Here is a 24,783-nt window from a genome sequence, read left to right on the forward strand (position 1 = left end):
TGACAATCACCCACGACAGCGGGCCGCCGACAGCGACTCACAATTCATCATCGGCACCCCGTGACCGCTCAGCTAGCTTAGCTAATAAATAGCTCAGTAAGCATCATCTTTCGGAATACAATACCCGTATGCCTGAGCCTCGCAACACTCCTTCCGGCCTCGCCGATGCGATGCTCGACCCGCGCGTGATCGACCCGCATCAGGAACTCGTCGATTACTCGGCCATGGATGAGGCCGAGATTGCGCAGATCACACGGGTGCTGATCGGCATCCGCCGCTGGCGCGAAACAGAACAAGCCATCAGCTTCCAATCGCGCAACCACATGCGACTCAACGAGACAGACATGAAAGCGCTGCGCTTCCTCGTCGTCTCGAAGAACCAGAACCTCGTCGTCACCCCCGGCGCCCTCGCCGACCACCTGAACATCTCAACCGCATCAACAACGAAACTTCTCGATCGCCTGGCCGCGGCCGGTCACATCCAACGCTCGCCCCACCCGACCGACCGGCGAGCACTGATGATCACCATCACCAAGGACACACACGAACACGTCCGCGACACGGTCGGGCGAACCCACGCCCGCCGATTCGACGTGGCCGCCCGCCTGAGTCCGGATGAGCGCGAAGTCGTCATCCGATTCCTCGGGAGCTCAGCGAAACCGGGGACCCGCCGCGTTCCGATGCTTGAGTGCGATGCCAACCAGCTTCAACGTTTGGGCCGTTCCCATGACGCCAGCGGGCCGTCGATCGCGGTGAACAGAGGGTGCGGTTCGGGTATCCGAACTGCCTCCCACAGTGTGGCGACATCAGGGCTGCGCTGCTCCAGCTTGGCCATCAGATGCAACCACTCGTACTGCAATTGTCCAACGGTGACCGGAATGAGTTCGGCAATGTGGTCGGACGGGCCGATCTTCGCCCGGTCGAAATGATACCCGCGGGACTCTGCCTCGTCGGCGATACCAGACAAGTACGCCGAGACGGCACATGCGGGACGCAGTTGACTGCGGAACCGTTCCAATTGCGGATGGTGACCATATCCGCTCCCCGGTCTGTCGAGCACGGCTTGGGCCAGTAATCCCTCGCGCCAGCAGGCGGTCAATGCCTGCCGATCAAAATAACGCGGATGAACCGACCACAACCTCACAACAAGCAAGGTTAGCGGCGCTCGATGAGCGACGTGCCGTTTCCTATGCTCGGGGTGAGAGCCAGTGAGGCTCGAGCGGCACCTGGTCGGCCGACAATGCGCCCGCTGCGCCGTCCGCGGGGCTCACGACGATATGCGTGCGACCCGCGATACCGCCGGCTCGTTGGGCACGGTGACCGCTCGGCGGTCTCTGCGAATCCTGACAATCGTCGCCCGGAACGGGGCCGACGCGCGTTCCCGGGGTGAGGCCGGGCGCTCGACGGGGTCGGTCTCCCCCGGATGGGGGCGAGATGAGGGGCGCCGCCGCTCGGCCCAGGCGAGTTCTCCCAGCCCCCTTTCCTAGCGTGGGCACGCCGGGAACGTCCCGAGCCGCACGTGCCGCAGCCACCCAGGGAAGAGGTTCGCCATGAGTTCACCGACACCGGACGAGGGACACCCCACGGCCCACCGCCGCGCGAGCGGGCCGAGCCCCCGGGTGCGGCGGCGGCGGCGCATCGTCGCGATCGTCGCCGGTTCGGTAGCCCTGCTGCTCGTGGTGACGGTCGGCTTCGTGATCTACAAATACAACGATCTCTCCAACGGGATCCACCGATCGTCCATCGTTCTGCCGACGGCGTCGGGGAAGCCGGGTGTGCCCCAGAACACAGGGGAGACGAACATCCTGATCATGGGGCTGGACAGCCGACTCGACGAGAACGGGAACCCGTTGCCGGCCACTGTGTACAACGCACTGCACGCCGGCGACGGTTCCGACGGCGGGTACAACACCAATGTGCTGATGCTCGTGCACATCCCGGCCGGGGGCGGCAAAGCCGTCGGCATCTCGATCCCGCGCGACGACTATGCGGCGCTCGCCGGCAGCCCGGACGGCGTCTCGATGTCGAAGATCAAGGAGGCGTACGGTCTGGAGCTCGACGACAAGCTGAAGGCCCTCGTCAACGCCGGCGGCATCAGCCGGGCCGATGCGTACCAGCAGGCTCGCGCCGCGGCCCGCCAGACCGAGATCACCACCGTTTCGAACTTTCTGGGCGGCGTCACGATCAACCATTTCATCGAGGTGACGATGGCCGCGTTCTACCAGATCGCCGTGGCGGTGCAGCCGATCACCGTGTGCCTCAACGAGGCGACCTCAGACATCTACTCGGGAGCCGACTTCCCGGCCGGGGTGCAGCAGCTGAGCGCATCCCAGGCCGTCAGTTTCGTGCGCCAGCGGCGCGACACGAGCGGATCCGGTCTCGACTTCACCGACCTCGACCGTGATCGGCGCCAGCAGGCGTTCATCGTCTCCCTGGCCTACAAGCTCAAACAGGCCGACACCTTCACGAACCTCGGCACACTGCAGACCCTGATCGACACGGCGAAGCAGAACATCGCCCTCGACTCCGGCTTCGACCTGCTCAGCTTCGCGCAGCAGGCGTCCCGTCTCGCCGGCGGGAACATCAGCTTCACCACGCTTCCCATCACGGGGTACGCGACGAGGAACGGTGAGGATGTCAACCTCGTCGACCTCGACCAGATCCACACGATGGTCGCGCAGCTCCTCTCCGACCATCCGACATCGTCGCCGACACCGAAGACGACCGGGGGCGGCGCGTCGTCATCGACGCCGGCCGCGGTGGCCGCGACGCCGGGGCAGAACGTGTACACCGATCCCGCCACGCCGTTGCAATCCGGCAGCATCCCCTGTGTGAAGTGACAGGCGCGACTGTGTCGCTCACAGGCCACCTGGCGTTCACCGACCGGTGCTACGGTGGGCGCAGCAGAACTTCGTTAGGCGAGGCTCCTGCACGAACACAGGCCACTGATCTGACGACGTCGAGAGACGCCCAAGATCAGGACAGGTTTCCCCGGCTTAAGGGGTGACCCCAAGTGGCTTCCCGCCCCGGCGGGACACGTCGTGCAGTGCCGAAGCTCTTACATGGGAGTCGCGGGCGTCTCTTCGAGGCGACCACTGGCCGGCGTGTGTGTCTGCACCGGAGTGGAAGGAGGCCGCCGTGAGCGAAGACCATAGTCCGTCGGGCACAGCCCGCGATCACGTCCCCTGTTCCTCGGTCGACCTGCGACACCTGCGGGTCGGCTCCCTCCGGAGGTTCGACAATGCCACTCCTGCGCACTGTTCCCGGTGCCGGCACGCTCCGGCGTGTGCGACTTCGCTGGGTCGACCTGGCGGTCGCCGTCGCGGTCATCGTTCTGCTCTATCTTGTGCTCGAAGCGGGCGCGGGGGCGACCGCGCCGCTCAGACTCGCTGAGGTCCCCTCCTCGATCTCCACCGATCCCGCCGAACTGCCCTACTACGCGCTGAGGTCGCTGTTCAGGATGTTCGCGGGCCTGGCCGCGTCGATCGTGTTCACGTTCATCGTGGCGACGGCCGCCGCGCGCATACCCCGGGCCGAGAAGATCATCCTTCCCGCCCTGGACATTCTGCAGTCGGTGCCGATCCTCGGCTTCCTCTCGGTCACCGTGACCGGGTTCATCGCGCTGTTCCCCGGTTCGGCACTGGGGCTCGAATCCGCCGCCGTGTTCGCGATCTTCACCTCGCAGGTGTGGAACATGACGTTCTCCTTCTACTCCTCGCTCACCAGCCAGCCCAAAGACCTCGACGAGGCATCGCGCCTGATGCGGCTGACGAAGTGGCAGCGGTTCTGGAAGCTCGATGTGCCGTCGGGGATGATCCCGCTGGTGTGGAACGGGATGATGAGCTTCGGCGGCGCCTGGTTCTTCCTGGCCGCCTCCGAAGCCATCACGGTCAACAATCACAGCTACGCGCTGCCGGGCGTCGGAGCGTATGTGGCCGCCGCCGTGCAGAACGGTCAGCTCGACCGGGTCGGCTACGCGATCATCACGATGGCGGTGATGGTGCTCGGCGTGAACTTCCTGTTCTGGCGGCCGCTCGTGGCCTGGGCGGAGAAGTTCCGTCAGGAGGACACGGCCGCGACCGACCGCCCCACGAGCCTCGTGCTCACCGCTCTCAACCGCTCCCTGCTCCCACGCGCGATCGGCCGCGGTCTGCGGCCGATCGGCCGGGCATTCGACACCATCACCCGGCCGTTCGGGGTCGCCGATCGGCCCCTCTTCGTTCCTGCGTCGCGGCGACGCGTCATGGATGTGCTGGTGACGGTGATCGTCCTCGCCGCGATCCTCTACGGGGCGTACCGCGCCCTGGACTTCGTCGGCGCCACACTCGGATTCGGTGCGTTCGCTGAGGCGTTCGGCCTCGGCGCGGTGACGATGCTGCGGGTCGTGGTCATCCTCATCGTCTCGACGGTGATCTGGGTGCCGGTGGGGGTGTGGATCGGGATGAATCCCCGGATCAGCCGCCTGGCGCAGCCGATCGTGCAACTGCTGGCGAGCTTTCCGGCGAACTTCCTCTTCCCGTTCGCGATCGCGTTCTTCGTCGCATCCGGCATCTCGCTCGACGTGGGCGGGGTGCTGCTGATGGCGCTCGGCTCCCAGTGGTACATCCTCTTCAACGTCATCGCCGGCGCCAGCGCCATCCCCACCGACCTGCGGCAAGCGCTGGACAGTTTCGGTGTCGGCCGGGTGCAGCGCTGGCGTCGGTTGATCCTCCCGGCGATCTTCCCCGCCTACGTCACGGGCGGGATCACCGCCGCCGGCGGCGCCTGGAACGCGTCGATCGTCGCCGAGGTCGTCACATACAACCACCACACGTACACGGCCACCGGCCTCGGGTCCTACATCGCGGCGGCGACCCAGCACGGTGATATGGCGCGCGTCCTCGTGGGCGTCATCGTCATGTCGGTCTTCGTCGTCGGCCTGAACAGGCTGTTCTGGCGGCGGCTCTACCGCGTGGCCGAGAAACGCTTCACCCTGTAAGGAGGCACCGAGAAATGACCGAAGTACTCATCGATGTCAGCGAGGTCGACAAGTCGTTCGCCACCGACGGCGGCGAGAAGGCGGTGCTCTCCGGCATCAGCCTGACCATCCGCGACGGGGAGATCGTCGCCCTTCTCGGCCGCTCCGGGTCGGGCAAGAGCACACTCGTCCGCTGCATCGCCGGACTCATCGCACCCACCTCGGGCAGCGTCACCTTCCGAGGGGTCCCGCTGAACGGCGCGAATCCGGGAACCGCGCTGGTCTTCCAGTCGTTCGCTCTGCTCCCGTGGCTGACCGTGCTCGAGAACGTCGAACTCGGCCTCGAGGCGAAGGGCGTCGCCCCCGCACTCCGCCGCGAGCGCGCGCTCCAGGCGATCGACGTGATCGGCCTCGACGGGTTCGAGTCCGCGTACCCGAAAGAGCTGTCGGGCGGGATGCGGCAGCGCGTCGGCTTCGCCCGCGCGCTCGTCGTCGAACCCGATGTGCTCCTGATGGACGAGCCGTTCTCCGCCCTCGATGTGCTCACCAGCGAGAACCTGCGATCGGAGCTCGTGCGGATGTGGAGCGACGGCTCTATGCCCACCCGAACGGCCCTGATCGTCACGCACAACATCGAAGAGGCGATTCAGCTCGCCGACCGGGTGATCGTCCTGGACTCGAACCCGGGCCGCATCAAAGCCGAGCTCGTGGTCGATCTCGCGCAGCCCCGCGACCGCCGGAGCCCCGAATTCGAGGCCCTCGTCGATCGGGTGTACAGCATCCTCACCGGTCAGAAGGCGGAACCCCGTGCCGGTGGCGCAGCCGCACCGTCGGCCCCCGGCGCCGCCGAGCCCGGCCTCGACGTTCCGCTTCCCGCCGCCAGCACCGGCTCCCTCGGCGGTCTGGTCGACCTTCTCGCCTCCCACGGCGGAAGCGAGAGCCTGGCCGAGATCGCCGACGAACTGCGTTATGAGATCGACGACCTGCTCCCGGTCGTCGATGCGGCCCAATTGCTGAAACTGGCCCGACCGCAGGGTACGGAGCTGCGCATCACGGAGCAGGGCCGCCGCTACGCCGCCGCCGACCCGCTCCGCGCCAAAGAACAGTTCGCCACGCTCGCGACCGAGGCCGCGCCCCTCGTGAGGCGGATCGTGCGCGACCTCCGGCACAGCGCATCCGAGGCGATCCGCGCCGACGACGTGCTCGCCGAGCTCAAGACGTTCTATGGCGACGACGATGCGCAGCGGCAGCTCGACACCGCCATCGACTGGGGGCGGTACGGCGAGCTCTTCGAGTTCGACGCCGACACCGACCGGCTCCTGCTGCCCACCCACCCGGACGCTCAGCAGTAGGGCGCCGGCTCACTGCCCTGGTTGCCGCGGCGGGTCGTAGATAGTTAGTATTACTTATGAGTCGTGCCGACGCCTCCCCGATCCCGATCCCGATCCCGCTTCCGGAAAGGATGCGACCCCATGCCCAACCCTCTCGGCCTTGCGCTCCGCTCCCGCCGCGTCGGCCAGGACGCCCTGCTCTGGGCGCAGGCACCGTTCGCTGCGCCCGAGACATTCACGTTGACGAGCCCGGCCTTCGCGCACGGCGACCCCATTCCGGTCCGCCATCGCGGACACCTGTTCGCCGCCAACATCTCGCCCGCGCTCGTCTGGACGGAACCGCCGTCGACGGCCCGGGAGCTCGTGCTCATCGTGCAAGACCCGGATGTACCGCTCGGGAGGCCGGCCGTGCATGCGCTCGCGGTCGGCATCGACCCGAGCGCGGGCGGTCTGCCCGAGAATGCCCTCGTTCATCCGAGTCCACTGCCCGGCATCCGGCAGGGGAGGGGTGCGCTCGGTAGACGGGGTTGGGCCGGCCCCCTGCCGCTGCGGTCGCACGGCCCCCATTCCTATGTCTTCCAGCTCTTCGCGCTCGACCGGTCCCTCGACCTCCCCGCCACGTTCTCGCTCGACCACGTGGTCACGGCCATGATCGGGCACACCGTCGCCCGGGCGCGCCTCGACGGCACCTACGAGATCCGGTAGCCCTATACGCGCTGTCGAGCAGATGCCTCGGCGTTGTACGGCGCGTATAGTCCGGGTCGGGGCGGGCGGCCATACGATCGCCTGAAGACCTCCGACGAAGGACAGACAATGGGCAGCATCGAACGAGACGTGGTCATCGTGGGCGCGGGCGCCTCGGGCCTGACCGCCGCCACCGAACTCACGAAGGCCGGGCTCACCGTGGCCGTTCTCGAGGCGCGAGACAGGGTCGGCGGCCGACTCTGGACCGATGACATCGAAGGCGCCACGCTGGAGATCGGCGGCCAATGGGTGTCGCCCGACCAGGATGCCCTCATCGACACGCTCGCCGAGCTCGGGCTCGAGACCTATGAGCGCTACCGCGACGGGCTGAACGTCTACATCGGCCCGAGCGGCGAACGGCGCACCTTCGAGGGCGAGATCTTCCCGGTTCCTGCCCGCACCGAGCACGAGATCGTCACACTCATCGAGAAGCTGGATGCGCTGGTGGCCGAGATCGACCCCGATCGTCCGTGGGAGCATCCCCGGGCCAAGGAGCTCGACGAGATCTCGTTCCGTCGCTGGTTGGAGACCCAGACGGACGACCAGGAGGCGCGGCACAACATCGGCATGTTCATCGCGGGCGCCATGCTCACGAAGCCGGCGCACGCGTTCTCGGCGCTGCAGGCGCTGCTCATGGCGGCGTCGGCGGGCAGCTTCTCGCACCTCGTCGACGCCGACTTCATCCTCGACAAGCGGGTTAAGGGCGGTCTCCAGCAGGTTCCGCTGCTGCTGGCCGACCGTCTCGGCGACGACGTCCACCTCAGTGCGCCAGTGCGCACTCTGCGCTGGGACGACAACGGCGTCACGGCGATCGCCGACGGCGTCGAGGTGCGGGCGCGATTCGCCGTTCTCGCGCTGCCGCCCATCCTGATCAGCCGGATCGCCTACGACCCGCCGCTGCCGCGCCGCCAGCAGCAGATGCACCAGCACCTCTCGATGGGCTTCGTGATCAAGGTTCACGCGGTCTATGAGACGCCGTTCTGGCGGGAGGCCGGCTACTCGGGCACTGCTTTCAGCCCGTATGAACTGGTGCACGAGGCCTACGACAACAGCTACGACGGCGACCCGCGCGGCACGCTCGTCGGGTTCGTCTCCGACGAGGCGGCGGATGCGGTGTTCCGGCTCTCGCCCGAGGAGCGCAAGAAGCGCATCCTCGAGTCGCTGTCGCACTACTACGGCGACGGTGCCCTGACCCCGACCGTGTACTACGAGAGCGATTGGGGCAGCGAGGAGTGGACTCGCGGCGCGTACGCGGCGAGCTTCGACATGGGCGGGCTGGCCCGCTATGGCGGCGACCTGCGGGCGCCGGTCGGACCGATCCACTTCTCGTGCAGCGATATGGCGGGCAAGGGGTATCAGCACGTCGACGGCGCGATCCGCGTCGGACGTGAGACCGCGGCCGCCATCATCGCCGACGCGCGCCGCTGAGGCCGCCACCCAAGACCGGGCGCGGCCAGTTCGTGGCTCGCCGCGCCCTCCCCTTTTTGTTGCGGGTTCCGAATGCAGGCCCGGCCGTCAGTGTGAGCGCAGGCCGTCGAGGGTGACCTGCAGGAGCGGTTGCACATGCGCGGCGCCGCCGCGGATCGTCGCGACGGAGTGGATCAGGTCGAGCACCTGCTCGACGGTGAGGTCGTCGCGGATCTCGCCGGACTGCTGTGCGGCGGCGAGGAGCGGGCGGCCGGCGTCGATGACCCGGGCGCGATTGCCGCCGAACACCGGATCGTCGCTGCCGGTGTGCTTGAGCAGCTCGGCGGCGATGTGCCGCTTGCCGGCGAAGAAGCCGAAGAGCTCGCGCAGCCAGACCAGCAGCGCAGCGCCCGGAGTGCGCCCTTCGACCGCGTCGTCGGCGGCCGCGCAGATCACGTCGACCTCCTCGGCGTAGAGGGCCTCGAGGAGTTCACGGCGGCCAGGGAAGTTGCGGTAGAGCGTGGCCATCCCGACGCCGGCGCGCCGCGAGATCTCCGCCATGGAGATCTCTGCCTCGGCGTCGGCGAAGGCGGGGCGGGCGGCGGCGAGGATCTTCTCGCGATTGCGCGTGGCGTCCGTTCGCCGTGGCGTCTGGTGGAGGGGGCTCGAGGTCATGGGGAATCCAAGTGGACAGGCTATCCGGTTAAAGGTACGGTGAAAGCGGACAGGCTATCCGGCTTTCGTCTGCTCCGATCCTACCCACTCACCGTCACTCGGTGAGGAAAGGAACTCTCATGGAATACCGTCCCCTCGGCCGCACGGGTGTCACCGTCAGCCGGCTCGCCCTCGGCGGAATGATGTTCGGCTCGTTCGGCAACTCCGACCACGGCGACGCGATCCGCGTCATCCGCACGGCGCTCGACGCCGGCATCACCCTCATCGACACGGCCGACGGCTACTCGAACGGCGAATCCGAGGAGATCATCGGCGAGGCGCTCGCGGGCGGCCGACGCGACGACATCGTGCTCGCCGTCAAGTTCGGTGTCTCCTTCGGCGGCGACCCGAACCACCGCGGCGGATCGCGACGCTGGATCATGCGCGCGATCGACGGGTCGTTGCGGCGGCTCCAGACCGACTACATCGACCTCTACCAATTGGGCACACCCGACCCGCACACCGACATCGACGAGACACTCGGCGCCCTGACCGACCTCGTGCGCGCAGGGAAGATCCGCTCCTTCGGCGCCTCCAAAGTGCCCGCCTCGCAGCTGGTCGAAGCGCAGTGGGTGTCGGAGCGCCGCGGACACGAACGGTTCCGCACCGAGCAGCCGCCCTACTCGATGCTGACCCGGGCGATCGAATACGACGTGCTCCCCACCGCCGCGCGTCACGGAATGGGTGTCCTGAGTTACAGCCCGCTGGGCGGCGGCTGGCTCTCCGGCAAGTACCGCGCCGGGCGGACGGTCGCCGAACCGGGGTCGGCGGCCAGGAGGGCGATGTTCGCCGCCGACTACGACGCCGCGAGCCCCGTCAACGCCGCGAAGCTCCAGGCGGCGGAAGCGCTCGGCGCACTCGCTGACGAGAGCGGTCTCACGCTCGTGCAGCTGGCGACGGCGTTCGTCCTGCGGCATCCGGCGATCACTGCGGCGATCATCGGACCGCGGACCATGGAGCACCTTCACGGCTACCTGGCCGCCGACGGCGTGACCCTCACCGACGATGTGCTCGACCGCATCGACGAGATCGTGCGACCCGGTGACAGTGTCGACGTCTCCGACAACCGCTGGGCGTTCGGCACGAACGCGCTGGAACCTGCTGCGCGGCGCGGCTGATCGTCAGGCGGGCTGTTGCTGGGTGATGCAGTGGATGCCGCCGCCGCGGGCGAACAGGGGGCGCGCATCCACGGTCACGACCCGCCGGCCGGGGTAGACATCGGCCAGGATGCCCGCCGCCTCGGCGTCGGTCGGATCGCCGAAGCCGCAGGCGATCACGCCGCCGTCGACCAGCAGATGGTTGATGTAGCTGTAATCGGTCCAGCCGTCTTCGTCGCGCAGGGTGGTCGGGGCTGGAACCTCGACGATCTCGAGGGCGCGGCCCGCGGCATCGGTCGCCGCTTCGAGGGTGGCGCGGAGCTCGCGGGAGACGGCGAAGTCGGGATGCGACTCGTCGCGCTGGGTGTGCAGCAGCACCACCCCGGGCCGGGCGAACGCGGCGACGATGTCGACATGGCCGCGGGTGCCGAATCGTTCGGAGTCGCGGGTGAGCCCGCGCGGCAGCCAGATGGTCTTCGTCGCCCCGAGGGTACGCGCGAACTCGGCTTCGATGTCGGCCTTGGTGAGGCTCGGGTTGCGTCCCGGATCCAATTGCACGGTCTCGGTGGCGAGCACGGTGCCGGCGCCGTCGACATGGATGCCGCCACCCTCGTTGACGAGGGCGCTCGGCACGAGCTCGGCCCGCGCCAGGTCGGCGACCCACGCGCCCACCTTGCTGTCGTGCTCCCAGCTCGCCCAGTCTTGCGCGCCCCAGCCGTTGAACACCCAGTCCACGGCGCCGAGAGCACCCGTCTCCGTGGAGCGGACGAAGGTCGGGCCCATGTCGCGCATCCAGGCGTCATCGAGCGGCGCCTCGTGGCATTCGACCGCCGCGGAGAGGTAGCGCGGCGCGAGGTCGCGGTCGCGGGGGTCGACGACGACCGAGACGGGCTCGAACTCGGTGATCGCATTGGCGACGGCTGCCCACGTCGTGCGGGCCTCCTCCGCGTCGGCGGGCGTATCGCCGAGGGTGTACCCGCTGCTCGGCCAGGCGAGCCAGGTGCGCTCGTGCGGGGCGCCCTCGTGGGGCATCAGCCAGCTCATCGGTTCGCCTCCAGAAGGCCGTAAGTGTCGGGGCGGCGTGTCGACAGGAACGGGAACAGGGTGAGCCAGTCTTCGCGCTGCGGCAGATCGAGATCGACGACGAGCACGGCCTGTTCATCGCGCGGGGCTTCGGCCAGGATGCGGCCGTACGGGTCGCTCACGAATGACGAACCGTAGAACGTGTTGCCGGCGGTGCCGTCGGGGCGGGTCTCGGTGCCGGTGCGGTTGGGCACGACCATGAAGGTGCCGTTCGCGACACCGTTGCCGACGATCACCTGGCGCCAGAGCGGCTGGGTGTCGAACGCCGGATGGTCGGGCTCCGAGCCGATCGCCGTCGGGTACACCAGCACGTTCGCGTTCTGCAGGCTGTAGGCCCGGGCGACCTCGGGGAACCACTCGTCCCAGCAGGTGGGCAGCCCCAGCCGCACGCCGGGCAGGCCCGCGAGCTCGTGCACCGGGTAAGGGTGGTCGGCCGGTCCGGCCCGGAAGTACTGGTCTTCGTAGTAGCCGGCGGTCACCGGGATGTGGAGCTTGTGCGTCACGGCGACGATCTCGCCCGCGGGGGAGACGACGATCGCGGTGTTGAGCCCCCGGCCGTCGGTGTCTCCGGTGCGCTGGTAGAGGGAGGCGTGCACGAAGACCCCGGTCGCCGCGGCGGTCTCGGCCGCCCAGCGTCGGGTCGGGCCGGATTCGAGGTCTTCGGCGAGCTCGTCGGCGCGGCCGCTCGGCAGTGTGTCGGCCGGATAGCGGGAGAGGGTCAGTTCGGGCAGGAACACGATGTGGGCGCCCTCGGATGCGGCCGTGGCGACGGCCGCGCCGAGGTCGGCGCGCAGGGTGTCGGCATCGGCCTGCCAGGCGTGCTGCACGAGGCCGATGCGCAGCGGGGCCGCGTCATCGCGGCTGCCGGGAACGCGGGCGGGGGAGGCGGGCGGAGTGGTCGCTCGCACGAGTGTGAAGGTCATTTTTCCATCCGAGTGCTAAAACGAATAGTGTTCGTTTATTATGCACAGAACGGACCGTGAACGGAAGAGGAGCGCATGCCGAGACCGACCTCACCCATCCTGAGCCTCGACGGCATCGCTGACGCGGCGATCGCCCTCGTCGACGCCGGAAAGCCGTTCGGCGTGAACGCGCTCGCCCGGGAACTGGGCGTCACGCCATCGTCGCTCTACAACCATGTCGACGGCAAAGACGCGATCGTCGAGCTGATGCGCGGGCGACTCGCCGAACGGGCGAGGATCGTCGTCCCCGAGGGTCTGGCCTGGGATGCGGTTGTCGAGTACGTGGTGCGCGCGCAGCGGTCGATGTTCGCCGCGCATCCGCTCGTGCTGCCGTTGCTGGTGGGCAAGCCGGTGACCGACGTCACGGTGCTCGGCTACTACGAGGCGCTGGCGGAGGCGCTGCTGGCGGCGGAGTTCCCCGACGACGAGGTGCTCGTGATCGTCGCCGTGCTCGACGCGTTCGCCCTCGGCTCCGGGCTCGACCTGTCGGCGCCACCGGAGGTGTGGCAGGCGCGACCCGACACCGCTCTCGGGAGGCTGGTGGACCGAGGGGAGGCGGGCGACGTGCGAGCCGACCGGGCGTTCGACCTCGGCGTCGAGCTGTTGCTCACTTCCTTGCGGGGGAGGCTCGCCGCCACCGCAAGGAAGTGAGACCAGGCGCCGCCTTCTGCGTGCGGAAGCCGGTCAGAGCGCCCGGATGGTCCAGCCGGCGCTCGACGATGCGCCGGGTTCCAGCACCACGAGGTCGACGTGAGAGTTGAAGGCGTCGGGCGGGCAGGTCATCGGCTCCACGGCGAGGCCGATGCGGTTCGTGGCGTCGTCGTCGGTGTCGGCCGTGTGCACTTGCACCCACGGGCAGGCCGCATCCCAGGCCATCTCCACGCCCGAGCCGTCGGCCGACGTGAGCACCACGGAAGCCGTGCCGGACTCGTCTCGGGTGAGATCGGTGAAAGCGTGGTCGATGAAGGTGTCGCCGATGGCGCGCGGTTCGCGGAAATCGAAGGCCCGGTTCGGGTCGGTGTCGACGGCGAACGCGGCGACCGGGATGAGGCGTTCCGCGGTGACGGTCAGCACGGTCGCGGCCGGGAGGCGCAGCGTCCAGTCGTCGACACGGCCGGGGCCGGCGACGAGATACGGATGCGGACCGGTGCCCCACGGTGCGGCATCCGGGCCCGTATTGGTGGCGGTGACCGTGGTGTGCAGGCCGGACTCGTCGAGGGTGTACTCCACGAAGACGTCGACGCGGTGCGGGTACCCCGCCTGCGCTTCGATCGTGGCGAGCAGCGTGACACTGCTCGCCGACTGGTCGACGGCCTCGAAGTCGAGCCACACGGCCAGGCCATGCAGGGCATGGCCGCGACCGGGTTCGGTGAGCGGGAGCTGCTGCTCCGCCCCGGCGAACGCATACCGCCCGTCGACCACACGGTTGGGCCACGGGGCGAGGGTCGCGCCCCGGTAGGCCGGGCGCACCTCGTCGGCGTCGAACGGCACGACGAGGGGGCGGCCGCGGTGCTCGAGCGTGCGGAGGGAGGCACCGAGCGAGGCGATCGTGGCATGGTAGTCGCCCGCCGTGAGGCCGAAATGGGTTCCGGAGATGGGGGTGGTCATTCAGCCATTCTGCCGAACAATCGGAGTGGGTACAGTCGGGGCTATGACGGACCATGCAACCCCGGACACGCTCAGCGGTGACGAGACGATCGTGCGACCGGAATTCGACGCCCCGCCCGGTGATCCGCTGGCGCTGCTGCGCGAGTGGCTGGAGGGTGCGACCGCGGCCGGTGCGCGGGAGCCGCTCAGCGCTTCCCTCGCCACGGCCGGGCCGACGGTCACGGGCGGACCGTCGCTGCCGTCGACCCGCATCATCCTGGTGAAAAACGTCGATGAGGTCGGGCTCGTGTTCGGCACCTCCGCGTCGAGCCGCAAGGGGCGCGACCTGGCCGGCACGCCCTACGGCGCCCTCGGGTTCTATTGGCGCGAGACGATGCAACAGCTGCGGGTGGAAGGCCCGGTGCGCCGGCTCGACGCGGAGGAGTCGGCCGCCCTGTTCGCCGACCGCCCGCGCGCGGCGCAGGCGACGACGGCGGCGTCACGTCAGGGACTTCCCCTCGACGACGAGGCGGAGCTGGTCGCCGCCGCGATGGCACTCGACGAGTCGGTCGGTGAGATCCCCCGGCCTGACGATTGGGCGGCCTACCGCCTCGAGCCCACCGCGATCGAGTTTTGGCAGGGGCGTGCGAACCGGCTGCACCGCCGCCTCGCCTACCTCCGCACGAACCTCACCTCCCCGTGGACGCACGCCCGCCTTCAACCGTGATCGGGGGATGGGCGGGTCAGATGGTGCGGAGGGCTGCGTAGAGGTCGGCGCGGGCAGCGAAGGTGGAGAGGTCGCGGGTGAGGAGACGTTCGGCCTCGGTGACCCGGGCGCGGAGGGTGTGACGGTGGATGCCCAGCTCTCGGGCGGCCACATCGTAGACGCCGTTGTGGTCCAGCCAGACCCGCAGCGCGGCGGGGAGGGTCGGGTCGGCGGCGAACAGCGGGGCCACGGTCGCGGCGGCGACCGCCCGGGCGTCGCCGGACTGCAGCAGGTCGAGCATTCCGGCCGAGGCCAGATCATCGAACGCCCGCACAGGGGCGTCGCCGGTGGCACGTTCTCGGGCAGCTGACGCCTGCCCGACACCGGTCGGGAGCTCCGGCAGCAGCACGGGGGCGGAGACGCCGCCGCGCAGGTCGAACCGGGCGGCGAGGTCGGCGAGCGGCACTGTGTCGGAAGGGGGCGCATCCACCGGCAGAAGGAAGGCGATGGTGTCGCCGTCGCGAGCGAAGAAGGGGGCCGGGGTCAGCTCCAGCCGCTCCACGGCGGCCTCGACGGCAGAGCCGGTGAGGAGTGCGATGCGCACCGGGCCGCTGGGAAGCGGGCCGAACAGGGGCTCCGCGATGTCGGCGGCGAGCTCTCTGTCGCCGCCGCGAAGGGCGCGCCAGACGGCGGTGCGCAGGCGGGCGCGCGCCGCATCCGTCGCCCGGCTCTGCTCCAGCGCGAGACCGCCGAGCGCGACGACGCCCGTGACCACCTGTTGGGCGGCCTGGTCGAGGTCGTCCACACCGCCGACCGCGAGCACACCGCGCAGGCGCCCAGCGGCGCCGAGGGTCTGCAGAGCGAACGGCCGACCGGAGAGGACGACCGTGCTCCCGGCGCGTCGGCGGGCTCGCAGGAGCGGCTCGGCCGCGGCGGCGAGGTCGTCGCGGGCCGCGCCGTCGAGCGCGTGATCCGGGAAGACCCGATCGACCGCGCCGGAGGTGGCGACCAGGGCGACGGGATGCCCGAGCTGACGGGCGAGTTCGGCGAGAACCGCGCCGAGCGCATCCGGACGCAGCGCGGCCAGGGAGATGGCGCGCGAGGCGCGCAAGGCCCAGGTGCTGCGAGCGTAGGCGTCGGCGGCGGCCCGGTCGGCCACGAACCGGGCGATGGCGATGAACGGGGTGCGGTACGGCACTTCGAACAGCGGCAGCCCGTGGCGTATGCACGCGTCGACGAGAGCATCCGGCGTTCCATCGCGCACCACTTCGGTGCCGAAACCGAGGCCGGCGATCCCGTGGGCCACGAGGCGGGAGACATAGGGGTCGACCTCGTCTGGGGTGCCCGTGATGAGGAGGACTTGGCCGTCGCTGAGGAAAGGGGTCGGGTCGGGCAGCTCGGAGCTGTGCACCCAGGGGATCGCCCGGTCGAGGGCGTCGGCCGTGGTGGGGGTGAGCAGCCGCAGGGCGAGCTCCGGGCGGGCGAGCAACTGCGCGAGGGTGGTGGGCACGCGGACTCCGATCGGACAGTCTGTCGAGTGATGCCACCTCGATTGTACGGTCTGTCGAAGCGCGAGACGGGGCGGGATCCCTACGATTCCCCCATGACCCTCGTCCACACCACCACCGTCACCGGTGGGCCCGCCCTCCCGCAGGAGCGCCGGCTCGTCACCGCCATCCCCGGCCCCGAATCGCGCAAGCGGATGGAACGCAAATCCCAGGCCGTTGCCGCGGGCGTCGGCACCACCATCCCCGTCTTCACGGTCGCGGCCGGCGGCGGTGTGCTCGTCGACGTCGACGGCAACTCGCTCATCGACTTCGGTTCCGGCATCGCCGTGACCGGTGTGGGCAACTCCGCACCGCGCGTCGTCGAAGCCGTGCAGGCCCAGCTCGCCCAGTTCACGCACACATGCTTCACGGTGGCGCCCTACGACTCCTACGTCGAGGTGGCCGAAGCGCTCAACCGACTCACCCCCGGCGACCACGCCAAGCGCAGTGCCCTGTTCAACTCCGGTGCGGAGGCGGTGGAGAACGCCGTGAAGATCGCCCGTCACTACACCGGCAAGCAGGCCGTCGTGGCGTTCGACCACGCCTACCACGGCCGCACCAACCTCACCATGGGGCTCACGGCCAAGAACCAGCCGTACAAGAACGGCTTCGGGCCCTTCGCCCCCGAGATCTACCGGGCGCCCCTCTCGTACCCGCTGCGCGACGGCGGCCTCAGCGGCGCCGACGCAGCGGCCCGCGCCATCCTGCAGATCGAGAAGCAGATCGGCGCCGCCAACCTCGCCGCGATCATCATCGAGCCGATCCTGGGCGAGGGCGGCTTCATCGTCCCCGCCGACGGCTTCCTCCCGGCGCTCGCCGACTGGGCGGCCGCCAACGGCGTCGTCTTCATCGCCGACGAGGTGCAGACCGGCTTCGCCCGCACCGGAACGATGTTCGCTTCCGAGCAGTTCGGCATCGTACCCGACCTGATCGTCACCGCCAAAGGCATCGCGGGCGGGCTGCCGCTCTCGGCGGTCACCGGGCGGGCCGAGATCATGGACGCTCCCCAGATCGGCGGACTCGGCGGAACCTACGGCGGCAACCCGCTCGCCTGCGTCGCCGCCCTCGCCGCGATCGAGACCTACGAGACCGAGAACCTGGCCGAGCGCGCCCGTGCGATCGGCGCCATCCTGTTCGAGAAGCTGGGCGCCATCGTCGCGGCCGACTCCCGCGTCGCCGAAGTGCGTGGCCGGGGCGCGATGGTCGCGATCGAACTCGTCGACCCGGTGACCGGCGAACCGGATGCGGCTCTCACCGGCACGGTCGCCGCCGCCGCCCACGCTGCCGGCGTCGTGCTGCTCACCTGTGGCACCTACGGCAATGTGATCCGCTTCCTGCCGCCGCTGAGCATCCCGGACCACCTGCTCGTCGAAGGCCTCGAGGTCGTGGCGGAAGCGCTGGTGAACGCATGAGCACCACGGAGACCACCGACACCACCGCCACCACCGTTCCCGCGCCGGCCGAGCGTGAGACCGAACTGCTCTCCCGAGTGCCCGACGGCCTGTACATCGGCGGTCGTTGGGAAGCCGGAGTCCGCGACCCCATCGAGGTTCTGGACCCGGCGACCGGCCGCGTGATCAAGCGCATCGCCAACGCGCGCCCGGAGGACGGCATCCGTGCTCTGGACGCGGCCGCCGAGGCAGCGGGGGCGTGGGCGGCGACCCCGCCCCGCACCCGCGCCGAGATCCTGCGCACGGCGTTCGACCTGCTCCAGGAGCGCCGCGACGACTTCGCGCTGCTGATGACCCTGGAGATGGGCAAGCCGCTGGCCGAAGCCAACGGCGAGGTGACCTACGGCGGCGAGTTCCTGCGGTGGTTCAGCGAAGAGGCCGTGCGCATCGCCGGCCGCTACGGCTCGAACCCCGAAGGCACCGGCACCATGGTCGTCTCGCAGCGTCCGGTTGGCCCGAGCTTCTTCATCACGCCGTGGAACTTCCCGCTGGCGATGGCGACCCGCAAGATCGCCCCCGCGCTCGCCGCCGGCTGCACGGTCGTCGTCAAGCCGGCCGAGCTGACCCCGCTCACGACGCTGCTGTTCGCCCAGCTGCTCGCCGACGCCGGCGTGCCGGCCGGCGTGGTCAACGTCATCCCGACGTCGACCTCGGGCGCCGTCTCGGCCCCGATCATCGCCGACCCTCGGCTGCGCAAGCTCTCGTTCACCGGGTCGACGCCGGTCGGCCGGGCACTGCTCGCGCAGGCCGGGCAGAATGTGCTCCGCACGTCGATGGAGTTGGGCGGCAATGCCCCGTTCGTCGTCTTCGACGACGCCGACCTCGACAAGGCGGTCGACGGGGCGATGCTCGCCAAGTTCCGCAATATGGGTCAGGCCTGCACGGCAGCCAACCGCTTCATCGTGCACGAGTCGGTCGCCGAGGAGTTCGCCGCGCGGGTGACCGAACGCGTGAACGCTCTGCGCATCGGTCGCGGCACCGAAGAGGGCGTCACCCTCGGCCCGCTCATCGACGACCGCGCGGTCGCCTCGATGACAGCGCTCGTCGAGGATGCGGTCGCCCGCGGCGCGCGCGTGCTCACCGGCGGCTCCGCCCCCGACGGCGACGGCTTCTTCTTCGAGCCGACGGTCATCGCGGATATCCGACCCGGGAGCACCATCCTGAGCGAAGAGATCTTCGGCCCGATCCTGGCGATCACGACGTTCGCCACCGAGGAGGAGGCCGTCACCCGAGCGAACGAGAGCGAGTACGGGCTCGTCGGCTATGTGTTCACCGCCGACCTCGCACGAGGCCAGCGCATGATCGACCGGATCGACACCGGGATGATGGGGCTCAACACCGGCCTCGTCTCCAACGCGGCCGCTCCGTTCGGCGGGGTCAAGCAGTCCGGCCTCGGCCGGGAGGGCGGCGCCGAAGGGATCCACGAGTACCTCAGCACGAAGTACACGCTGATCCCTGTCGGCTAGGGCACTGCGGCAGCGCCCGCGATCCTCCCCGCCCCTGCTTTCACGCCTCCACGCCGTCCCGCACCTGTTCTCAGGAGGATGGCGTCGCCGGCGACCGCCGGCTCCTGAATTCAGGAGCCGGCGGTCGCGGTTGGTTGGTTTGGCCTGAATTCAGGTGCTGGGGTGGGCAGTCCGCCGTGGTGCAGGGCGGCCCGGAATAGGCTGGGAGCATGGCAGAGACGATCGAGGTGACGGTCGTGCGCGTGCTCGCGGATGAGCGCGGCGAGCGCGGCGAGCACGGCGAGCGCGGCGAGCACGGCGAGCGCGGCGAGCACGGCGAGCGCGATGAGCGCAGCGAGGCGGCGGTGGCGCTGTGAGCGCGCGGACGTTCGTCGAGCATCCCGTCGGCGAGGCGGGCGAGGGGCCGTACGCGGTGGCCGTCACCCGAGACGGGGCGCTGTGGTTCACCCTCGTGCACGGTGGCCGGGTCGGCCGGCGTGGCCCGGACGGCTCGCTCGCCTATCTCTCGCTGGGGGAGGGGTCGCAACCGTCGCTGCTGGCGGCCGCGACCGACAGCACCGTGTGGGTGACCGACACGACCGGCAACCGGCTCGTGCACCTCGGTGTGGAGCGGGGTGGGGTCGTGCTCGTGGGCGCCGTCGCGGTGCCGACGCCGGGCGCGCAGCCGTTCGGCGTGGTCTCGCTCGACGATGGCACGGCCTGGTTCACCGAACTGGGAGCGGATGCGCTCGGCCGCATCGACATCCTGGGTCGCGTCGAGGAGTTCCCCGTCGGCCGCGACGGCGCGGTCGTGTCGATGATCGCGGCGTCGGGCGACAGCCTGTGGTTCACGATGAACGGGGGCAATGCCGTCGGCCATGTGCGGGGAGGGGATGCGGCGATCGCGTTCACCGAGCTGCCGCGCATCCCGTCCGGTCCGGTCGGTATCGCCGTGGCCGAGAACGGCGCCGTCTGGGTGGCGGAGATTCTGGCGGATACGCTCGGCCGCATTGCCCGGAACGGCACCCTCACCGAGTTCCCCCTGCCCGCGGGGGCGAAGCCGCACGCCGTGGCGGCAGACCCGCGCGGTGGTGTCTGGGTCTCGCTCTGGGGCACGGGTCAGCTCGCGCACACGACCGACGACGGCGAGCTCTCGTTCTTCGACTTGCCGACGGCCGAGAGCGAACCGCACGGACTCGTCGTCGGCGACGACGGCGCCGTCTGGACCGCCCTCGAGTCCGGCGCCCTGGCCGCCCTCCTCCCCGAACCCTCGCCGGAGTCGGTCGGCATTCGGGCCTGAGGAACACCGATCCGATCGAAGACGTGCCCATCGGTGGCGCGGGCTTCCGCCTCGGAAGTTCTTCATCTGCTCCTTACCCCGTCTGCCCCACACTCCGTTGAGGGGGCGGGGATGTGGGCTTGACGTGTTCAGGGTTATCTTTTATGGTTTATTTAGTTCTGAACAAAGGGATGCAATGGCGCTCACGTCAACCTCACGCACCGATGTCAATCGCACCGCGATTCTGGCGCACCTCGGTGGCCAAGGCCCGGCCTCACGAGCCGATCTGGCACGGATGCTCGGCGTCTCGCCGGCCCTTGTCACCCAGCTGACCCGCGACCTCCTCGCCGAGGGCCTCATCGAAGAGCTGGAGCACTCCACCACCCAGAGCGGTGGCCGCCCGGCCCGGATGCTCGGCGTGGTCTCACGCACCGCCCGCGCCATCGGCGTCAAGGTCGTGGCCGACCACGTGGCCTTCGTGGAGGTGGGCATCGACGGGGAGGTGCTCCGTTCCGCCACTGAACCGTTCGACGCACTGTCGCCGCTCGCGACGTCGGCGCTCATCGAGCTGGCCCGGGGGTTCATCGAGGCGGGCGACGGCGCCCGTCTGCTCGGCATCGGCGTCGGCATCCCCGGAACCGTCGATGAGCAGGGGATCGGCGTGGTCGACTCGACGCAACTGCGGTGGAACCAGGTGCCGCTCGGCGCCTCGCTGCGTCGGGCGCTCGACCTGCCCGTCGTCGTCGAGAACAACGTGAACGCTCTGAGCGTGGCCGAACGCCTCTTCGGGCAGGGCCGCAGCTGCACCGACTTCCTCGTCGTCACCATCGGAACCGGCGTCGGGGCCGGCATCGTGTCGGGCGGCTCCATCCTGCGAGGCCGTGCGGGGGGTGCCGGCGATGTCGGGCACATCCCTGTCGGCGAAGACGGACCGCTGTGCCAGTGCGGAAACCACGGATGCCTCGAGGCCTACGTGGGAGAGAGTGCCCTGATCGCGTCAGCGGTCGACCGGGGAGTCGTCGCGCCAGGGTCCGGAATCGGCGATGTGCGAGCGGCCGCGAGCGCCGGCGACGAGAGGGCGAAGATCATCTTCGCCGAGGCGGGGCGACTGCTCGGCCGAACGCTGGCCGGCGTCGTCAATGTGCTCGACCCCGAACTCGTGGTCGTGCTCGGGGAAGGCGTCGAAGCCTGGGAGCACTGGTCGCCGTCGTTCGAGCCCGCGCTGCGCGCCGCCCTCGTTCCCGGCAAGCGCGGCGTCGAGGTGGCCGTGGAGACCTGGCAGGACGACCGCTGGGCGCAGGGTGCGGCAGCGCTCGTACTCGCCACCCCGTTCGACTCCGACGGCGTGGCCGGGGAGCAGGGACGCCTGATGCGGGAGCGTCTCGTGTCGAGCGCGGGGGTGCGGTCGTGACGATCTCCGGCGCGCGGCCGGCGGCCACCACGGTCGGCGCTTCCGCCCGCCCCGCGCGGCGCAAGTCGCGCAGGCAGCGACTCGGCTACCTCCTCATCGTGGCGGTCTTCCTGCTGCCGAGCCTCATCCCGTTGCTCGCGTTCACGATCGGGCCGATGATCGCGGCGGCCTGGACGAGCTTCCACTCCTGGAATCTCATCGGCCCGATGAAATGGGTCGGGTTCGACAACTATGCGAACCTGCTGACCGATCCGGGAACGCAGCAGGCGTTCCTGCACACGCTCTACTACATCGTCGGCTATCTTCCGCTCGTCTACTTCGGGGGCCTGGCGCTGGCGCTCGCGCTGAACAGCAGGATCAAAGGGCGCGCGTTCCTGCGCGGGGTGTACTTCCTCCCCGTCGTCACCAGCTGGGTCGTCGTCGCGCTGGTCTGGCGCTGGCTGCTGAACCCGAGCGTCGGAATCGTCAATTGGGCGTTGTCGCTCGTCGGGATCACCGGCCCCGGCTGGTGGACCGACCCGGCCTGGTCGATGCCCTCGATCATCCTCGCCTCGGCCTGGAAAGACCTCGGCTTCGTCATGGTGATCCTGCTCGCGGGCCTGCAGACGATCAACCCCGACCTCTATGAGGCGGCCGAGATCGATGGCGCCGGGTGGTGGCGCCGGCTTCGCAGCATCACCCTCCCGATGCTCTCTCCCTCCACATTCTTCGTGATCGTCCTCTCGCTGATCAACGGGTTCCAGGTGTTCGACCAGGTCTACGTGATGACGGCGGGAGGCCCGAACAACTCGAGCAGAGTTGTGGTGCAGGAGGTCTACGACCTGACCTTCCGCTACGGGCAGGCGGGCATGGCCTCGGCTCTCTCCTGGCTGCTGTTCCTCGTGATCCTCCTCGTGACTCTCATCCAGTTCCTCGGGCAGAAGAAGTGGGTGAACTATGCGTAACCCGGTCGCGAAGGTCTCGCTCTACGTCGCCGTGATCCTCGGCGCGCTCATCATGGTGTTCCCGTTCGTCTGGACGATCGTCACCTCGATCAGCCCCGGCGCCAGCCTCACCAGCACGCCCAAGCTCATTCCGGACAACCCGTCGTTCGCGCCATACATCGAACTGTTCGAGCGGGTGCCGTTCGGGCAGGTCATCCTCAACAGCCTGCTGATCGCGGTGGTGAGCACCCTGTTCCAGCTGGTCACGAGTTCGATGGCGGCGTACGTGTTCGCCCGCATGCCGTTCCGCGGTCGCGGCGCCATCTTCGTGCTCTACCTGGCCACGATGATGATCCCGTTCCAGGTGCTGATCGTCCCGCTGTTCGTGGAGATGAAGTCGCTCGGGCTGATCAACACCTACGCCGGCGCCATCCTGCCGACCGTCGCCTCCGCCTTCGGCGTGTTCCTGCTGCGGCAGGCGATCAGCACCGTGCCCTACGAACTCGACCAGGCGGCCACGCTCGACGGCGCCGGGCACTTCCGGGTGTTCTTTCAGATCGTGCTTCCGCTCGTGCGTCCTGCGCTCGCCACGCTCGCCGTGTTCGGCTTCCTGAACACCTGGAACAGCTTCCTCTGGCCCCTGATCATCCTGCGGGATCCGCTGATGCAGACCCTGCCGGTGGCCCTCTCCAGTCTGCAAGGGCAGTACTCCACCCAATGGGACGTGCTCATGGCCGGTTCGGTCGTCAGCATCATCCCGATGTTCGCGCTCTACGTCTTCGCCCAGAAATACATCGTTCAGGGCGTCGCCGGCACCGGGCTCAAATAGCCCGGCCCTCCCCACAGCACCACACCGCACCGAAGGCCAATGACGGCCATCAGAAAGAGAGAAGTCCATGAAGAAAGCACTCGTCGCGACGCTTGCGGTCGCGAGCCTCGCGGCCGTCGGGCTCACCGGATGCAGTGCATCCGGTGGCTCGGACGGCGGCAAGACCACCATCACCTATTCGAACTTCATCTCGAACGGGGGGAACGAGAAGAACCTCACCACTATCGTCGACGCGTTCCAGAAGGCCAACCCCGACATCACGGTCAAGGTGTCGACGACCGACTACGCCAACTACTTCACCAAGCTGCAGACCGACCTCTCGGCCGGAACGCAGTCCGACGTCTTCGATGTCGATCTCGGCAGCTACGGCAACCTGCAGGCTGACGGCGTGCTGGCACCGCTCGACGGCGTCGACGCTCAGGCGTACCGCACGTCGGTGCTCGACACGTACAAGACCGACGGCAAGCAGTACGGTCTGCCGACCTCGTTCTCGAACGTCGTGCTCTTCTACAACAAGGCGCTCTTCGACAAGGCCGGCGTCTCCTACCCGACAGACTCCTGGACCTGGGCCGATGAGGAGGCCGCGGCGAAGAAGCTGACCGACAAGGGCGCCGGTGTCTGGGGCGACTACCAGCCGATCACCTACAACGAGTACTACAAGACGGTGCAGCAGGCCGGCGGCTCGTTCCTGACGGAGGACGGCAAGAAGACCGCCTTCGACTCCACGGCGGGCACGACGGCCGCCGATTGGCTGGCGGGCAAGAGCGGAGTGACCATGCCGTCGGCCGCCGACGGTGCGGGCACCCCCGATTTCGACGCGAACCTGTTCAAGGCGGGCAAGCTCGCGATGTGGCACACCGGCATCTGGATGTTCAGCACCCTTGGAACACTGCCGTTCGGCTGGGATGTGGCGGTCGAGCCGGGTGACACGCAGAAGGCGAGCGCCACGTTCTCCAACGCGGTCGCCGTTTCCAACGACTCCAAGCACAAGGAGGCCGCGCAGAAGTTCGCGACCTACCTGTCCAGCTCGAAGACGATGGTGGATGTGCGCCTCAAGGCCGGCTGGGAGCTCCCCGCGATCTCGGACGAGTCGCTGCTGAAGCCGTACCTCACCGCCGGAACCCCCGACAACCGCAAGGCCGTGTTCGACTCCCTCGAGCACATCGCGACCGCGCCGAACCTCGGGACCAACTCGCAGAAGATCCAGGACGACGTGACGAACGCGCTCGGTGAGATCGCGGCCGGCCGCGCCAAGACGGCCGACACGATCCCCGCGACCGCCAAGCAGGTCGACGCCCTGCTCAAGTAGC

The 24,783-nt window shown here is 69.1% G+C and carries 22 protein-coding genes, 1 pseudogene and 1 riboswitch; of the genes and pseudogenes, 17 read left to right on the forward strand and 6 right to left on the reverse strand.

Translation table 11 applies throughout. The annotated features are described in order from the left end of the window. Window positions 1-170 precede the first annotated feature (170 nt). Window positions 171-929, forward strand: a complete 759-nt coding sequence (locus K5L49_RS20530) for a MarR family winged helix-turn-helix transcriptional regulator (protein ID WP_308116554.1) — start codon at window positions 171-173, stop codon at window positions 927-929. Between the two features lie 41 nt (window positions 930-970). Here K5L49_RS20530 and K5L49_RS20535 read toward each other — a convergent pair. Next, window positions 971-1,144, reverse strand: a pseudogene (locus K5L49_RS20535) (pyrimidine dimer DNA glycosylase/endonuclease V); the annotation flags it as partial. 406 nt (window positions 1,145-1,550) lie between these two features. Between K5L49_RS20535 and K5L49_RS15175 the strand changes: the two are divergent. The 5 genes from K5L49_RS15175 (at window position 1,551) to K5L49_RS15195 (ending at window position 8,460) form a co-directional block, all read left to right on the forward strand. Further along, a complete protein-coding gene (locus K5L49_RS15175) occupies window positions 1,551-2,840 on the forward strand; it encodes an LCP family protein (RefSeq protein ID WP_223694003.1) in 1,290 nt (429 codons plus the stop codon). 63 nt (window positions 2,841-2,903) lie between these two features. Then, window positions 2,904-3,075: riboswitch (M-box (ykoK) riboswitch) on the forward strand. A 166-nt stretch (window positions 3,076-3,241) separates the two neighbouring features. Further along, entirely contained in the window at window positions 3,242-4,978 is a 1,737-nt protein-coding gene (locus K5L49_RS15180) for an ABC transporter permease (RefSeq protein ID WP_223694005.1), read from the forward strand. A gap of 14 nt (window positions 4,979-4,992) precedes the next feature. Next, a complete protein-coding gene (locus tag K5L49_RS15185; RefSeq protein ID WP_223694007.1) occupies window positions 4,993-6,309 on the forward strand; it encodes an ABC transporter ATP-binding protein in 1,317 nt (438 codons plus the stop codon). A gap of 120 nt (window positions 6,310-6,429) precedes the next feature. Beyond that, window positions 6,430-6,993, forward strand: coding sequence for a YbhB/YbcL family Raf kinase inhibitor-like protein (locus K5L49_RS15190; protein ID WP_223694009.1), 564 nt, complete (start codon window positions 6,430-6,432; stop codon window positions 6,991-6,993). Window positions 6,994-7,101: 108 nt separating this feature from the next. Then, a complete protein-coding gene (locus K5L49_RS15195) occupies window positions 7,102-8,460 on the forward strand; it encodes a flavin monoamine oxidase family protein (RefSeq protein ID WP_223694011.1) in 1,359 nt (452 codons plus the stop codon). An 87-nt stretch (window positions 8,461-8,547) separates the two neighbouring features. On the opposite strand, the gene K5L49_RS15200 is transcribed toward K5L49_RS15195, so the two are convergent. Continuing rightward, the gene (locus K5L49_RS15200) at window positions 8,548-9,114 is read right to left on the reverse strand and encodes a TetR/AcrR family transcriptional regulator (protein ID WP_223694012.1); all 567 of its coding nucleotides are present in this window, start codon (window positions 9,112-9,114) and stop codon (window positions 8,548-8,550) included. A gap of 119 nt (window positions 9,115-9,233) precedes the next feature. On the opposite strand from K5L49_RS15200, the gene K5L49_RS15205 reads away from it, so the two are divergent. After that, a complete protein-coding gene (locus K5L49_RS15205) occupies window positions 9,234-10,271 on the forward strand; it encodes an aldo/keto reductase (RefSeq protein WP_223694014.1) in 1,038 nt (345 codons plus the stop codon). Window positions 10,272-10,274: 3 nt separating this feature from the next. Here the strand turns inward: K5L49_RS15205 and K5L49_RS15210 are convergent, their stop codons facing one another. Next, window positions 10,275-11,294 carry an agmatine deiminase family protein gene (locus tag K5L49_RS15210; RefSeq protein ID WP_223694015.1) on the reverse strand — a complete coding sequence of 340 codons (1,020 nt, stop codon included), beginning with the start codon at window positions 11,292-11,294 and terminating at the stop codon, window positions 10,275-10,277. After that, complete coding sequence (locus K5L49_RS15215) at window positions 11,291-12,256, reverse strand: nitrilase-related carbon-nitrogen hydrolase (RefSeq protein WP_223694017.1); 966 nt, start codon at window positions 12,254-12,256, stop codon at window positions 11,291-11,293. The genes K5L49_RS15210 and K5L49_RS15215 overlap by 4 nt, the downstream gene beginning before the upstream one ends. Window positions 12,257-12,331: 75 nt before the next feature. Here K5L49_RS15215 and K5L49_RS15220 point away from each other — a divergent pair, with 75 nt between their 5' ends. Continuing rightward, a complete protein-coding gene (locus K5L49_RS15220) occupies window positions 12,332-12,946 on the forward strand; it encodes a TetR/AcrR family transcriptional regulator (RefSeq protein ID WP_223694018.1) in 615 nt (204 codons plus the stop codon). Between the two features lie 33 nt (window positions 12,947-12,979). Here K5L49_RS15220 and K5L49_RS15225 read toward each other — a convergent pair whose 3' ends face one another. Further along, window positions 12,980-13,903, reverse strand: a complete 924-nt coding sequence (locus K5L49_RS15225) for an aldose 1-epimerase family protein (RefSeq protein WP_223694020.1) — start codon at window positions 13,901-13,903, stop codon at window positions 12,980-12,982. Window positions 13,904-13,946: 43 nt separating this feature from the next. On the opposite strand from K5L49_RS15225, the gene K5L49_RS15230 reads away from it, so the two are divergent. Continuing rightward, entirely contained in the window at window positions 13,947-14,609 is a 663-nt protein-coding gene (locus K5L49_RS15230; RefSeq protein WP_223694022.1) for a pyridoxal 5'-phosphate synthase, read from the forward strand. A 16-nt stretch (window positions 14,610-14,625) separates the two neighbouring features. Here the strand turns inward: K5L49_RS15230 and K5L49_RS15235 are convergent, their stop codons facing one another. Beyond that, window positions 14,626-16,098, reverse strand: a complete 1,473-nt coding sequence (locus K5L49_RS15235) for a PucR family transcriptional regulator (RefSeq protein ID WP_223694024.1) — start codon at window positions 16,096-16,098, stop codon at window positions 14,626-14,628. A gap of 93 nt (window positions 16,099-16,191) precedes the next feature. Between K5L49_RS15235 and gabT the strand changes: the two genes are divergently transcribed. The 8 genes from gabT to K5L49_RS15275 all read left to right on the forward strand — a co-directional run bounded on the left by gabT (window position 16,192) and on the right by K5L49_RS15275 (window position 24,782). After that, window positions 16,192-17,547 carry a 4-aminobutyrate--2-oxoglutarate transaminase gene (gabT, locus tag K5L49_RS15240; RefSeq protein WP_223694025.1) on the forward strand — a complete coding sequence of 452 codons (1,356 nt, stop codon included), beginning with the start codon at window positions 16,192-16,194 and terminating at the stop codon, window positions 17,545-17,547. Next, window positions 17,544-19,052: an NAD-dependent succinate-semialdehyde dehydrogenase gene (locus tag K5L49_RS15245; RefSeq protein ID WP_223694027.1), complete on the forward strand. Its 1,509-nt coding sequence runs from the start codon at window positions 17,544-17,546 to the stop codon at window positions 19,050-19,052. Before gabT ends, K5L49_RS15245 begins: the two co-directional genes overlap by 4 nt. 209 nt (window positions 19,053-19,261) lie before the next feature. After that, complete coding sequence (locus K5L49_RS15250) at window positions 19,262-19,408, forward strand: hypothetical protein (protein ID WP_223694029.1); 147 nt, start codon at window positions 19,262-19,264, stop codon at window positions 19,406-19,408. Next, complete coding sequence (locus tag K5L49_RS15255; RefSeq protein WP_223694030.1) at window positions 19,405-20,331, forward strand: Vgb family protein; 927 nt, start codon at window positions 19,405-19,407, stop codon at window positions 20,329-20,331. The genes K5L49_RS15250 and K5L49_RS15255 overlap by 4 nt, the downstream gene beginning before the upstream one ends. A gap of 175 nt (window positions 20,332-20,506) precedes the next feature. Then, the gene (locus tag K5L49_RS15260) at window positions 20,507-21,721 is read left to right on the forward strand and encodes an ROK family transcriptional regulator (protein ID WP_223694032.1); all 1,215 of its coding nucleotides are present in this window, start codon (window positions 20,507-20,509) and stop codon (window positions 21,719-21,721) included. Continuing rightward, window positions 21,718-22,665 carry a carbohydrate ABC transporter permease gene (locus K5L49_RS15265; RefSeq protein WP_223694034.1) on the forward strand — a complete coding sequence of 316 codons (948 nt, stop codon included), beginning with the start codon at window positions 21,718-21,720 and terminating at the stop codon, window positions 22,663-22,665. The genes K5L49_RS15260 and K5L49_RS15265 overlap by 4 nt, the downstream gene beginning before the upstream one ends. Then, window positions 22,658-23,473 carry a carbohydrate ABC transporter permease gene (locus K5L49_RS15270; RefSeq protein WP_223694035.1) on the forward strand — a complete coding sequence of 272 codons (816 nt, stop codon included), beginning with the start codon at window positions 22,658-22,660 and terminating at the stop codon, window positions 23,471-23,473. Before K5L49_RS15265 ends, K5L49_RS15270 begins: the two co-directional genes overlap by 8 nt. Window positions 23,474-23,540: 67 nt before the next feature. Next, a complete protein-coding gene (locus K5L49_RS15275) occupies window positions 23,541-24,782 on the forward strand; it encodes an ABC transporter substrate-binding protein (RefSeq protein WP_223694037.1) in 1,242 nt (413 codons plus the stop codon). Window position 24,783 lies beyond the last annotated feature (1 nt).

It is taken from the genome of Leifsonia poae, from assembly GCF_020009625.1.
Taxonomy (GTDB): Bacteria; Actinomycetota; Actinomycetes; order Actinomycetales; family Microbacteriaceae; genus Leifsonia; species Leifsonia poae_A.